The organism is Sorangium sp. So ce726, assembly GCF_051521405.1.
In the GTDB taxonomy this organism is placed as follows: Bacteria; Myxococcota_A; Polyangia; order Polyangiales; family Polyangiaceae; genus Sorangium.
Window position 1 is genome coordinate 8,872,120 of record NZ_CP150349.1, and the last position, 12,990, is coordinate 8,885,109.

The following is a 12,990-nucleotide window of genomic DNA, read 5'->3' on the forward strand; positions in this document are numbered from 1 at the left end:
AGGCACGGATGCGCGTGGCGATTCGACGGAGCGACGGCGGCGAACGCGGCGCGCTGGACGAGCCCAGGGAGCGCGGCGAGGGAGGAGCGCCTGCGCGAAGCGGTCTTCGCACCCGGCGTGCGCGTGCGTCGTGTGGTCGGGGCCGCCGCGGGAGGGGGGTCGATCTGGAAGAGCGCAGGCATGACGGTCGCGAGCGCCGGCGACAGGGTATAGGGGCGTGCGCATGCGATCACCGCGACTGCGTGCCCCTGTATGAACCGCGCCACCCTGATCCGAGGCATCCAGGTCATCGTCACGCTCACGCTCGCGTCGTTCGCTTACGTTCTCTACAGCGAGATCCACGACAAGCAGGCGAGCCTCTCCGCCGCGTTCGCGCAGGTGCGCCCGGGCTGGCTGCTCGTCGGCGCCGTGCTGGCGCTGCAAGAGGGCGTGTTCGGAGGCCTCAGGATCTGGAGCCTCGGGCGGGTCCTCTGGCCCGAGCTCCGCGTCCGTACCGCGGTGACCTCGGAGTTCGTGCTGATGTTCTGCGCCGGGGTGACCCCCGGGCAGGCCGGCGCGGCGCCGTCGCAGGCCGCCGTGCTCGTGCACGGCGGTATGCGGCTCGTCGACGTCGCCACGGCAGAGCTGCTCACCGCCTCGTGCACGATCACCTTCTTCCTCCTGTCCGCCCTGGTCATCTTCGCGCTGCAGCAGGGCGGGATGCTGGTCGTGCAGGCGGGCCCGCAGATCGAGTGGCTCCTCCTCTTCACCGTCGCGATGTTCGGCTCGGCCCTCGTCGCGCTGATCGCCGCGGCGGCGTACCCGCCCCTCCTCAAGGGGATCGTCCGCGCGCTGTCGGTGCCGCTCGGGAAGCTCCTGCGCGCCGCCTTGCTGGGCGCCCGGCGCGTGCCCCGGCTGCGGGCCCGCGCCGAGGCCGCGCTCGCCGCTCCCGGCGCCACGACCGCGCGCCTGCTGCTGGGCGTGGACGAGTTCCACCACGGCTTCCGCATCTACATGCGCCGCGGCAAGCGCGCCTACGCCGCCGCGCTGCTCCTCACGTTCGGCTTCTTCTGCTCGCGGTTCGCCGTCGCCTACTTCATCCTGCTCGGGCTCGGCATTCCGACCTCGCCCTCGACGTTCGTCTCGGTAGGCCCGCCGATCGTGCAGGTCGTCCTGATCCAGACGCTGCTCAACTTCGCGCTCTACATGACCCCCACGCCCGGCGCGAGCGGCGTCGCCGAGCTCGGCTCCAACGCGCTCATGTCGCCCTGGGTCCACGGCGCGTTCGTGGTGCCGTACGTCGTCCTCTGGCGGGTGCTCACCCTGTTCCTCTGCATGTTCGTCGGGGGAGTCTACGTCTTCCGCTACCTCGGCACCGACGTGCTCGAGGAGCGCGTGAAGCAGACGGAGGCGGAGAAGCGCGCGCTTGCGGAGGCGGCGCGCGCCGGGAAGGCGCCGCTGGATGGGGAGGACACCGCCGACGGGCAGCGAGGCGTGGGGTGACGCGGGAACGGGGTTGGCGCGGCTGGCGCAGGCCGGCTCACGCCAGCCGCGCCAGCCGCGCCCGGCGCAGGATCAGCGCGCGGGGATCGGCACGGCGGCGAACTGGACGAGCTTCCCGCGCCGCACCTTGAGGAGGGCGACCGACCCGTCCTTGAGCTTGGCGATCGCCGCGCGGAGGCCAGCGACATCCTTCACTGGGGCGCCGTTCACCTCGAGGATCACGTCGCCCACCTCGATCTCCTGGACGTTGCTGCCCGAGGCAAACCCGTCGACCCGCACCCCGCCTCCCGGGGCCTCGGAGATCTGGATGCCGAGCTTCTCGGCGCTCAGCTGGCGCTCGGGCCGGGCGCCCTGGCTCGGCCGCTCACGGCCCGCTTCGCCCTCCTCGTCTTGCAGCGCGTCCAGCTTGGCCACGATCTGTTGCTGCTTCTGGGCGCGCACCAGCGTCACGGCGATCTCCGAGCCGGGCGCGTTGCGCGCCACGTTGCGCCGCAGCTCCTCGGCGTGGTTGATGGGGATGCCGTTCACGTTCACGATCACGTCACCCGGCTTGATGCCGGCGCGCGCGGCCGCGCCGCCCGGCTCGACCTCGGCGACGAGCGCGCCCCGAGGCCCCTCCAGCTGGAGCGCCGTGGCGAGATCGCGCGTGACGGGCTGGAACAGGAGGCCGAGCTTGCCGCGCTCGACGAAGCCCTTTTCGCGGAGCTGCGGGAGCACATCCTTCAGCGCGTCGATCGGGATCGCGAAGCCGATCCCGTTCGCGCCCGCCCGGATCGCGGTGTTGATGCCCACGACCTCGCCCCGCCAGTTGAACAGCGGGCCGCCGCTGTTGCCCGGGTTGATCGACGCGTCGGTCTGGATGAAGTCGTCATACGGCCCCGCGCCGATCGCGCGCGCCTTCGCGCTGACGATGCCGAGCGTGACCGTGTGGCCGAGCCCGAAGGGGTTGCCGACCGCGAGCACGTGCTCGCCGACCCGCAGCTGCTCGCTCGCCCCGAGCGGCGCCACAGGCAGGCCGCTCGCGCCCTTCAGGCGGAGGAGCGCGAGATCGAGCTTGGGATCGCGGCCGACGACCTCGGCCTCGAACTCCCGCTCGTCGGCGAGCCGCACGCGGACGCCGGACGCGTCGTGAATGACGTGCTCGTTCGTCACGACGTAGCCGCTCGGGTCGATGATGAAGCCGGTCCCGAGCGCCGTCTGCGTCGGCTGCTGCTGGCCTCGCGGGTTGAACCGGCCGCCGCCTTGCGGACCGAAGAAGAACTGGAAGGGGTCGAGCCCTTCGGGCCCCTGGACCTCATGCGTCGTCGTGATGTTGACGACCATCGGCTTGACCCGCTCTGACAGGGCGGCGACATCGAAGGTGGCCGGCACCGGCGCCGTCGCCGGCGGGAGCGTCACGGTCGCCACCGGCGGCGCCGCGGCCTGCGGCGAGGCGGCGGCCTGGGTGGAAGGAGGCGTGGCGTGGGCCTGTTGACCGCAGCCGCCGAGGGCCAGCCCCGCTGCCGTGAGCAGCGCGAGGGCCGAAGCGCGAGGGCGATAGGAAACCGCTTGAATCATGAAATCTCCGTCGGGCAGTCGAAGGGTCCCGGTTTGCGATCGACGAACATGGGACGGACGGCGTTCATTCCGCCGCACCAACAACGCCGCTGCCTCGGCGGATAAGAGCGCTCGCATGGGCCCGGGCGAGCGGGCACCGCGCCTGCCTGCCCGTCCATGGCGGCACGCGCGGCACGCAGCCGAGCGGCGGAGTCCGTCGAGATTTGAGCCGCGCGCTCAGCAAGGCTGCTAGGGTGCGCGCTCCTGGAGGCGAGCGATGGCGAGCGATGAGGGTCTGCTGCGCGGGCGCAAGATCGGGTTTCTTGGCGGCGGAAACATGGCGGAGGCGCTCATCCGCGGCCTCGTCCAGGGGGGCGCCGTGGGCGCGGAGCAGATCCGCGCGAGCGATCTCAAGAGCGAGCGGCTCTCGTTTCTCCGCGGGCGCTACGGCATCGAGACCACCGAGGACAACGAGGCGCTCTGCCAGTGGGCCGATGTCCTCGTCATCGCCGTCAAGCCGCAGATCGTCGATCGCATCCTCGCCCCCATCTCGTCGGGGCTCGGCCGCTCGGACGTCGTGATCTCGGTGGCGGCCGGCGTGCCGATCGACGCCATCGAGGCGCGCCTGCCCGAGGGAGCGCGCGTCATCCGCAGCATGCCGAACACCGCGGCGATCGCGCTCGCCGGCGCCACGGCGATCGCCGCCGGCAGCCACGCCACGAGCGACGATGTCGAGATCGCGCGGACCCTGTTCCAGGCGGTCGGCCGCGTCGTCGTGCTCGACGAGTCGCTGCTCGACGCGGTGACCGGCCTGTCGGGCAGCGGCCCCGCCTACGTCATGCTGATGATCGAGGCGCTCGCGGACGGCGGCGTGAAGGTCGGCCTCGGCCGGGACGCGGCGCTGCTGCTCGCGGCGCAGACGGTGTACGGCGCCGCCAAGCTCCAGCTCGAGACCGGCGAGCACCCCGGCCGCCTGAAGGACATGGTGACGAGCCCCGGCGGCACGGCCATCGCGGGGCTCCACACGCTGGAGGCAGGCGGCCTCCGCCGCACCTTGATCGACGCGGTCGAGGCGGCGTCCAACCGCTCGGCCGAGCTGGGCGCCCAGATGGCGCAGAAGCTCCGCCGCACCTGAACCTGACACGGAGCGGGCTTGTCCCTGAATGCTGACGACGAGCAGGGGAGCAACCCCTGCCGGAGCGTTTGCCACCTCTGCCGAGGTGCGGTGTGTCCACGAGGCACGCTGAGCAAACACGCCACACAAAGAGCGCTTCACCCAGGATCTCGACAGCGCTCCCGCTCGCGCCCCTCCTGAGATATCGACCCCACGGAGCCGGCGTTCGCCCGGCATCCTCATGATCGATCGGTGTGGACTCGCGTCGAGATCTCGCTCTCTCGTTCAGCCATACTTCCACTCCCCGTCAACCGCACCGCGCGCCGTGTCATCGCCGGAGCTGGGCCTCGAAAATACAAGACGAGGCACTCCATGGCATGCAGATAACGCGACTTCTCCTTACAGGTGGTTTGACGGGTCCCAGCGGCGGCGATGTCTGCGGTACCGCGATCGAGACGTTCTGCGAGGTGGCACCCGTGACGCGCCCCGAGGTCTACGCTCCGCGCTGCGAGTTCCACGCCTGGTTCGCGCCGCCCGTTCTCCGACCTCAGGTGTTGGCGTTCGGCCGGGTCTTGACTATGTTCGCCGCGTCGCAGCGGGACAGGCGATCGCCGGCGGACGGGGAGACCCGGCCGCGGGAGGAAAGTCCGAGCTCCGCAGGGCAGGGTGCCGGGTAACGCCCGGTGAGAGCGATCTCGAGGAAAGTGCAACAGAGAACAGACCGCCGCGCCGCGCGCTTCGCGAGGGTAAGGAGCCTCCTGCCCGGATGGGCTGGGCTCCGAGCCTCCGCTGGCTCGCCGCGCGGCAAGGGTGAAACGGCGGGGTAAGAGCCCACCGCGCCCTTGGCAACAAGGGCGGCACGGCAAACCCCACCTGGAGCAAGGCCGCGTAGGGAGGCGTCCGCGACGGCGACAGCTGCCGCGGCAAGGGCTGCCCGCCCCAAGCCTCCGGGTTGGCTGCTTGAGGCGCGCGGCGACGCGCGTCCTAGAGGAATGATCGCCAGCGCGAGGGGGGCGACTCCCCGCGCAACAGAACTCGGCTTACGTCTCCTGCGACCACGAAGCTCCGCCCCGGCGGGGCTTCGTGCTTTTGTGCTCGCTCGCCGCTCACCTGTGGCAAGTCGCTACGCCGCCAGCGGCTGGAGGCGGTCGCGCAGCTTCTTCTTGGCGCGCGCCTCGAGCTGCCGAGCCCGCTCGCGCGACACGCCCAGGCGGCGCCCGATCTCGGCGAGCGACAGCTCCTCCTCGGGATCCGCCATCATCCGGGTCTCGACGATGTACCGCTCGCGCGGGTCCAGGTTCTCGACCGCCTGCGTCAGCCGCTCCCGGAGCAGGGCCCCCTCCTCCGCGCGCGAGAAGCGCTCCTCCTGGTCCTGATCGTCCGCGGGCAGCGTGTCGACCAGCGACCGGGCGCCGTCCTCGAACACCTTCGTGTCGAGCGAGACGTCCCGGGCCTCCAGCCGGTGAGCCATCTCCAGCACCTTCTCCGCGGGCGCGCCGAACTTCTCGGCCAGCAGCCGATCCCCCTCCTCCCCCTCGCCCACGAGGCCCGCGATGCGCGCCCGCTCCCGCCGCAACCGGAAGAACATCTTCGAGCGGAGCGGGCCCGAGCCCACGCCGACCAGGCTCCACGAGTGGATGACATGGTTCAGGATGTACGCCCGGATCCAGTAGGCCGCGTAGGTCACGAAGCGGTTTCCTCGGTCCGGGTCGTACTTGCGGATCGCGTGGACGATCCCGAAGTTCCCCTCGGCGATGAGGTCGGCGAGCGGGATCCCGTAACGCCGGTAGCTGATCGCTATCGAGACAACATGCCTCAGGTTTGCGAGCGCGAGCGCGGCTGCGGCCTGCTCGTCGCCGTGATCCCGCCACCGTCGAGCGAGCTCGACTTCTTCCTCGCGCGACAGCTCCGGGATCTGCCGAACATGCGTGATGTAGCGCGAAACCGCGCTGGCCTGATCTCGGGACGTTTGCACAGGGTTTCCTTCGAGGTCCGAAGACCCCGGTTCGGTTGGTGAGGCCGGCCGACGCCGGACCCCGGCTCCTGCTGTCGAGGTCGGCCGGGGCCGGACCTCGATCGCGTTGATCGCTTCGCCGGCACTTGCCGCCGAAGTGGTTGGTTCGAGATTCCGAAGAGAGCAGCCCACCCAGGCTGCGATGCAGCTGGCATGCCGCCCCGGGCGGGCAGCTTGTACACCATGGCTGCGAAGCGCTGGCGCACGCGCCTCAGGCGCGCCCGAGCGAGGGACGAGCCAAACCGAAGGCGCTAGAGAGCCAGGAAGGCCGCGATGCTCCGGGCAGACGCGCTCACGCGGCCCGTGTGCATCTCGCGTCGGCCGCTCCAGAGAGGAGCGGCGCGAGCCAGGACAGAAGTGACGCCCGCGAAGAGAGCGGGCGCCGGATCAGACCGGATCTGACGGAAACGAACGGAATCAGACGGAGAACGAGGAGCCGCAGCCGCAGGTGCTCTTCACCGACGGGTTGCTGAACTTGAAGCCCGAGCCGTGGAGCCCTTCCACGTAGTCGATCTCCGTGCCGTCCAGGTACTGGAAGCTCAGCGGGTCGATGAAGAGCTTGATGCCCCTGTCCTCGAACTCCTCGTCGAACTCCGTCGGCTTGTCCTCGAAGTACAGGTCGTACGAGAAGCCGGCGCACCCGCCGCCCACGACGCGCAGGCGCAACCCCTGCCCCAGCAGCTCCTCCGCTGTCGCGATCTCCATCACCTTCTCGGCTGCCTTCTGCGTGATCGTGATCATCCTGGAATCTCCTCTGCGTGCTTTGTCGGCGGGGGTCGGCAGGTCCTGTCTCTGACGGGGCGCTCGCCCCGCAGGAAGGCGAACCGTGCGGTGAGCCCGGCCGGCCGTGCCCTGGGGTGGGGTGCTCAGGGCTCGCCAAAGATACGCACCTTCAGCGATGTCCGCCAGTGCCTCAGCCGCAGCGGCGTCAGGCGGCGCCCGGGCTGCCCGTTCGTCCACGGAGAGCCACCAGTTCGGCGTTCGCCCCGCCCGTTCGCCCCGCCCGTTCGCCCAGACGCGGCCACCCGGCCGCTCATCCAGCAGCGTCGCAGCCAGCAGCGTCGCAGCGTGCACCGATGAGCCCGCGACCAGTACCGCCGCCGTCGCCCGCTCGCAGCCGGCGCTTGACGCCGGCAGGCAGGCCCGGCAGGGTTCAATCTGTTCATCCGGATTGAGAGATTAATATCTCGATCCACACCCGCCGCGTGGGACCGGCCTCGACCGCACCCGGACTGCAAGCCCGGCGATGGCGGGCCTCGGGCCGCCCAGCCCTCGCAGCAGAACGGCTGCCCTGCGGCCGCAACACCCACGGGAACGAAGCCCGGGAGATGAGCAGAGCCATGAACGGAAGCGAACGCCCCGCGCGCCTCGAGGAGATCCTCGAACACCGGATCCTGTGCCTCGACGGCGCGATGGGCACGATGATCCAGCGCTACCGCCTGGGCGAGGCCGACTACCGCGGCGAGCGCTTCCGCGATCACGCGATCGACCTCAAGGGCAACAGCGATCTCCTCGTGCTGACGCGGCCGGACGTCATCTCCGAGATCCACGGCGCGTACCTCGACGCCGGCGCCGACATCATCGAGACGAACACCTTCACGGGCACCTCGATCGCCCAGGCCGACTACCGGCTCGAGTCGCTCGCCTACGAGATCAACCTGACCGCGGCCCAGATCGCCCGGAAGGCGGCCGACGCGTGGACGGCGCGCACGCCCGGCAAGCCGCGCTTCGTCGCGGGCTCGATGGGGCCGACGCCGAAGACGCTGTCGATCTCGCCGAGCGTGAACGACCCATCGTTCCGCGCCGTCAGCTTCGACGAGCTGCAGCGGGCGTTCGCGGAGCAGGTGCGCGGGCTCATCGATGGGGGGGTCGACGTGATCCTCGCGGAGACGTTCCTCGACACGCTGAACATGAAGGCGTGCCTCGTCGCGATGGAGGAGGTCTTCGCGGAGAAGGGGCGGCGCCTGCCGATCCTGCTCAGCGTGACGATCACCGACAGGAGCGGCAGGACGCTCGCCGGCCAGACGATCGACGCCTTCTGGACGAGCGTGGAGCACGCGAGCCCGCTCAGCGTCGGCCTCAACTGCGCCCTCGGCGCGAGCGACATGCGGCCGTACCTCGTGGATCTCGCGAAGCTCGCCCGGGCGCGGGTGAGCTGCTACCCGAACGCGGGCCTCCCCAACGCGTTCGGCGAGTACGACGAGCTTCCGGCGACGACGTCACGGCTGCTCGCGGAGTTCGCGCAGAGCGGGCTCGTGAACATCGTCGGCGGCTGCTGCGGGACGACGCCAGATCACATCCGCGCGATCGCCCGGGCGACGGCGGAGCTCCGGCCGCGGCCCGTGCCCGCGGAGCGCGACGGCTTCGGGCGCTTCGCCGGCCTGGAGACGCTCGTCATCCGGCCCGACACGAACTTCCTGATGATCGGCGAGCGGACCAACGTGACGGGCTCGGCCCGGTTCATGGAGCTCATCAAGAAGGGCGACTTCACGACCGCGCTGGAGGTGGCGCTCGATCAGGTGCGCGGCGGGGCGAACATCCTCGACGTGAACATGGACGAGGGCATGCTCGACTCCGAGCAGGCGATGACGACTTTCCTGAACCTCATCGCCACCGAGCCCGAGATCGCCCGCATCCCGATCATGGTCGACAGCTCGAAGTGGTCGGTCATCGAGGCGGGGCTCAAGTGCATCCAGGGCAAGGGGATCGTCAACTCGATAAGCCTCAAGGAGGGGCCCGAGGACTTCCTCAAGAAGGCGCGGACCGTACGGCGCTACGGGGCGGGGGTCGTGGTGATGGCCTTCGACGAGATCGGCCAGGCCGAGACCGTGGAGCGCAAGGTCGCGATCTGCCAGCGCGCGTACAGGCTGCTCACCGAGGAAGCGGGCTTCGATCCGCAGGACATCGTCTTCGACCCGAACATCCTCGCGATCGCGACCGGCATCGAGGAGCACAGCGACTTCGCGAAGAACTTCATCGAGGCGACGCGGCTCATCAAGGCGACCTGCCCGGGGGCGCGCGTGAGCGGCGGCGTGTCGAACCTGTCGTTCTCGTTCCGCGGGAACAACGTCGTCCGCGAGGCGATGCACTCGGCCTTCCTGTTCCACGCGATCCGGGCCGGAATGGACATGGGCATCGTGAACGCGGGGCAGCTCGCGGTCTACGAGGACATCCCGAGGGACCTGCTCGAGCGCGTGGAGGACGTCCTCTTCAACCGGCGCCCGGACGCGACCGAGCGGCTCGTCGAGTTCGCCGAGCAGGTGAAGGGCAAGGGCAAGAAGAAGGAGCTCGACCTCACCTGGCGCGACGGCCCGGTCGAGGAGCGGCTCTCGCACGCGCTCGTGAAGGGGCTCGTCGACTTCATCGAGGCGGACGTGGAGGAGGCGCGGAAGCAGTACGAGAAGCCGCTCTCGATCATCGAGGGGCCGCTGATGAACGGGATGAAGATCGTCGGCGAGCTGTTCGGCGCCGGGAAGATGTTCCTGCCTCAGGTGGTGAAGAGCGCGCGCGTGATGAAGCGGGCCGTCGGGTGCCTCCTCCCGTTCATGGAGGCCGAGAAGGCCGCCGGGGGCTCGTCGTCGCAGGGGAAGGTCGTGATGGCGACCGTGAAGGGCGACGTGCACGACATCGGCAAGAACATCGTGGGCGTGGTGCTCGGGTGCAACAACTACGAGGTGATCGACCTCGGCGTGATGGTGCACCAGGACAGGATCCTGGAGGCGGCGCTCCGCGAGGAGGCCGACATGATCGGGCTGAGCGGCCTCATCACGCCGTCGCTCGACGAGATGGTCAGCGTGGCGCGCGAGATGGAGCGGCGGGGGATCCGGCTGCCGCTGCTCATCGGCGGGGCGACGACGAGCCGGCAGCACACGGCGGTGAAGATCGCGCCGGAGTTCAGCGGGACGGTGGTCCACGTGCTCGACGCGTCGCGGGCCGTGGGCGTGGTGTCGAGCCTGCTCGATCAGGCGAACCGGCCGGCCTTCGACGCGCAGAACCGGGAGGAGCAGGCCCGGCTGCGCGAGCTCTTCGCGAGGAAGCGGGCGAAGCCGCTCGTGACGCTCGCCGCGGCGGACGGGGGGCGGCTCGAGATCGCATGGCGGCCCGAGGACATCGCGAGGCCGTCGTTCACGGGGCGCCGCGTGGTGGAGGTGCCGCTCTCGGAGGTCGCGAGGTACATCGACTGGACGTTCTTCTTCACCGCGTGGGAGCTCAGGGGGCCGTTCCCGCAGATCCTGGAGCACCCGCAGTACGGCGAGGCGGCGCGCGAGCTGTTCGATCACGCGCAGAAGGTGCTGCAGCGGATCATCGAGGGTGGCCTGCTCAAGGCGCGGGGCGTCTACGGCTTCTGGCCGGCGAGCGGCGAGCAGCGGGACATCGTGCTCTACGCGGACGAGGCGAGGGAGCGGGAGCTGCTCCGGTTCAACATGCTGCGCCAGCAGCAGGTGAAGGCGCAGGGCGGCGCCGAGGAGGACGGAGACGGGGGCGACAAGGCCGCGGGAGGGGTAAGGCCGCACCTGTCGCTCGCCGACTTCGTGGCGCCGCGGGAGAGCGGGCTCGCCGATCACGTCGGCGCGTTCGCGGTGACGGCGGGGCTCGGGCTCGAGGAGATCGTGCGCGCGTACGAGAAGGACAGGGACGACTACAGCGCGATCATCGCGAAGGCGCTGGCGGACCGGCTCGCGGAGGCGTTCGCCGAGCTGCTCCACGAGCGCGCGCGCAAGGACTGGGGGTACGGCGCGAGAGAGGCGCTGACCAACGAGGAGCTCATCGAGGAGAAATACCGGGGGATCCGGCCGGCGTTCGGGTACCCGGCGTGCCCGGATCACACCGAGAAGCGCAAGCTGTTCGCGCTGCTCGACGCGCCGTCGGTCGGCATCGAGCTGACGGAGAGCTGCGCGATGACGCCGGCGGCGAGCGTCAGCGGCATCTACTTGGCGCACCCGAAGGCGCGGTATTTCATGGTGGGGCGCCTCGGCAGGGATCAGGTCGCGGACTACGCGAAGCGCAAGGGGATGACGGTCGAGGAGGTGGAACGGTGGCTGTCGCCGAACCTGGGGTATGACCCGAAGGCGGCTGTCGATGAGGTGAGCGCCGTCGTGGCGGCGTGACGACGGACGGGAGCGGCGATGAGCCCAGGGGCGCACGTTCCATCGCAGGGGCGGCGTCCGAGCGCGGCAGCAATCCGACGCAGACCGCGCGACGAACGGTGTGATAACAACATCCCCATGTCCGAAGCCGACTGGTTTGCGCTGAACCGCGCCGCCTGGAACGCGCGCACCCGCGTGCACCTGGCGTCCAAATTCTACGATCTGGTCTCGTTCCGGGCCGGCGCCAGCTCTCTCAAGCCGATCGAGCTCGAGCAGGTCGGCGATGTGCGCGGAAAGTCGCTGCTCCACCTGCAATGCCATTTCGGGCAGGACACGCTCTCCTGGGCGCGGCAGGGCGCGCGCGTCACCGGGCTGGATCTCTCCGACGAGGCCATCACGGCGGCGCGCGCGCTGGCGAAGGAGCTCTCGGTGGACGCGCGCTTCGTCGAGGCCAACGTCTACGACGCCCCCGAGGCCCTCGGCGGCGAGACGTTCGATATCGTCTTCACCTCGTACGGCGTCCTCGGGTGGCTCCCGGACATGACGCGCTGGGCGCGCGCGGCCGCAGCATGCCTGAAGCCCGGGGGCGTCCTGCACCTCGTCGAGTTCCATCCGCTCGTGTGGACCTTCGACAATGCATTCGAGCAGATCGCCTATGCCTACGACGGACACGGGGAGCCGATCGTCACCGAGGAGACAGGCACGTACGCCGACAGGAGCGCGCCCGTGGTGCTGAAGGAGGTCGGCTTCAACCACGGGATCGGGACGGTGGTGTCGGCGCTCCTCGATGCGGGCCTCACGCTGGAGCGCCTGCGCGAGCTCGACTGGTCCCCCTACGACATCTTTCCGGACATGGTGGAAGGACCGCCAGGGCAGTTCCGCATGAAGAAGTTCGAACGCCGACTGCCGTTCGTCTATGCGCTCGCGGCGCGACGGCGCCCCTGAGCCCGTAGCGCACGAAGCTGCGCCCCGCGCGAAGAGGGCCGCCTTCAGGCGGCGATCGCGTTCAACGGGCTCGTCCGGCCGAGACCGCCGTAGAGGTCCTGGACGCGGCCGAGCCACACGAGGAGGGGATCCTCGGCTTTGAGGAAGGGGGCGGTGGCGACGGACCCCACCCAGAGCAGGAAGCCCGCGACGATGTAGTCCGCATAGCCAGGGTTCGCCCCCGCGAGGAACGGCGCGCCGCCCTTGAGCGTGAGCCGGACCGAATCGAAGCCGGCTCGCGCCGCGTCGAGCCGCTCCGCGCGCCCGCTGGCCAGCTCCTCCAGCGTACAGCCGAACAGCTTCTCCCGGGTCTGCCGGAAGTAGGCGCGATCTCGCTCGTGGGCGTGGTCGTGGATGTCCTTCACATAACTCATCAGAAGCGACCTGCCGGCACTCACGAACAGGCTGGCCTCGACGAAGCGACAGAGCTCGCGCTCGGCCGGCGAGGCGAAGAGGCGCGGCCGGTCGGGATAAGCCTTGTCGAGGTGGTCCGCGATCGCCCAGGAGTCGGAGACGGTCTTTCCGCCATCGTCGATGATCGGCACGGTCTTGTGCGCGCCGCCCTCGATCGCTGGGATGTCCGTGAGCCCGATCGGCACGGTGTCGAACGGAAGGCCCTTGTGGGCCAGCGCGTACTTGATCCGCCAGCAAAAGGGGCTCGGCCGGCGGTCGTCCCGCACCTGGAGATCGTAGAGTCGGATCACTGTCATGGCGGCGGCCATCTTCCGGTCGAGCTGAGCGCCGCCGCAAGCCCCTCGCACGCTCAGGGCGCC

At 70.1% G+C, this 12,990-nt stretch carries 8 protein-coding genes and 1 other RNA gene; 5 read left to right on the top strand and 4 right to left on the bottom strand.

Features of this window, described 5'->3' with window-relative positions:
- The first annotated feature begins 252 nt into the window (after positions 1-252).
- A complete protein-coding gene (locus WME79_RS32810) occupies positions 253-1,482 on the top strand; it encodes a lysylphosphatidylglycerol synthase transmembrane domain-containing protein (RefSeq protein WP_437522873.1) in 1,230 nt (409 codons plus the stop codon).
- A 72-nt stretch (positions 1,483-1,554) separates the two neighbouring features.
- Here the strand turns inward: WME79_RS32810 and WME79_RS32815 are convergent, their stop codons facing one another.
- Complete coding sequence (locus tag WME79_RS32815; RefSeq protein ID WP_437522875.1) at positions 1,555-3,039, bottom strand: Do family serine endopeptidase; 1,485 nt, start codon at positions 3,037-3,039, stop codon at positions 1,555-1,557.
- A 256-nt stretch (positions 3,040-3,295) separates the two neighbouring features.
- On the opposite strand from WME79_RS32815, the gene proC reads away from it, so the two are divergent.
- Positions 3,296-4,153, top strand: a complete 858-nt coding sequence (gene proC, locus WME79_RS32820) for a pyrroline-5-carboxylate reductase (protein WP_437522877.1) — start codon at positions 3,296-3,298, stop codon at positions 4,151-4,153.
- Positions 4,154-4,724: 571 nt separating this feature from the next.
- An RNA gene (rnpB, locus tag WME79_RS32825) (RNase P RNA component class A) lies at positions 4,725-5,189 on the top strand.
- A gap of 66 nt (positions 5,190-5,255) precedes the next feature.
- On the opposite strand, the gene WME79_RS32830 is transcribed toward rnpB, so the two are convergent.
- A complete protein-coding gene (locus WME79_RS32830) occupies positions 5,256-6,107 on the bottom strand; it encodes a sigma-70 family RNA polymerase sigma factor (protein ID WP_012238497.1) in 852 nt (283 codons plus the stop codon).
- A gap of 456 nt (positions 6,108-6,563) precedes the next feature.
- Positions 6,564-6,887, bottom strand: coding sequence for an iron-sulfur cluster insertion protein ErpA (gene erpA / locus WME79_RS32835; RefSeq protein WP_437293785.1), 324 nt, complete (start codon positions 6,885-6,887; stop codon positions 6,564-6,566).
- Positions 6,888-7,486: 599 nt separating this feature from the next.
- On the opposite strand from erpA, the gene metH reads away from it, so the two are divergent.
- Together metH and WME79_RS32845 are read left to right on the top strand one after the other, a co-directional pair.
- The gene (gene metH, locus WME79_RS32840) at positions 7,487-11,254 is read left to right on the top strand and encodes a methionine synthase (RefSeq protein WP_437522880.1); all 3,768 of its coding nucleotides are present in this window, start codon (positions 7,487-7,489) and stop codon (positions 11,252-11,254) included.
- Positions 11,255-11,371: 117 nt separating this feature from the next.
- Positions 11,372-12,178 carry a class I SAM-dependent methyltransferase gene (locus WME79_RS32845; protein WP_437522882.1) on the top strand — a complete coding sequence of 269 codons (807 nt, stop codon included), beginning with the start codon at positions 11,372-11,374 and terminating at the stop codon, positions 12,176-12,178.
- Between the two features lie 44 nt (positions 12,179-12,222).
- Here the strand turns inward: WME79_RS32845 and WME79_RS32850 are convergent, their stop codons facing one another.
- Positions 12,223-12,927 carry a glutathione S-transferase family protein gene (locus tag WME79_RS32850; RefSeq protein WP_437522884.1) on the bottom strand — a complete coding sequence of 235 codons (705 nt, stop codon included), beginning with the start codon at positions 12,925-12,927 and terminating at the stop codon, positions 12,223-12,225.
- Positions 12,928-12,990 lie beyond the last annotated feature (63 nt).

Bases quoted from the DNA above. Each gene is read 5' to 3' on its own strand.
- WME79_RS32810 (WP_437522873.1), top strand. From the start codon at position 253: ATGAACCGCGCCACCCTGATCCGAGGCATCCAGGTCATCGTCACGCTC.
- WME79_RS32815 (WP_437522875.1), bottom strand. From the start codon at position 3,039: ATGATTCAAGCGGTTTCCTATCGCCCTCGCGCTTCGGCCCTCGCGCTG.
- proC (WP_437522877.1), top strand. From the start codon at position 3,296: ATGGCGAGCGATGAGGGTCTGCTGCGCGGGCGCAAGATCGGGTTTCTT.
- erpA (WP_437293785.1), bottom strand. From the start codon at position 6,887: ATGATCACGATCACGCAGAAGGCAGCCGAGAAGGTGATGGAGATCGCG.
- metH (WP_437522880.1), top strand. From the start codon at position 7,487: ATGAACGGAAGCGAACGCCCCGCGCGCCTCGAGGAGATCCTCGAACAC.
- WME79_RS32845 (WP_437522882.1), top strand. From the start codon at position 11,372: ATGTCCGAAGCCGACTGGTTTGCGCTGAACCGCGCCGCCTGGAACGCG.
- WME79_RS32850 (WP_437522884.1), bottom strand. From the start codon at position 12,927: ATGACAGTGATCCGACTCTACGATCTCCAGGTGCGGGACGACCGCCGG.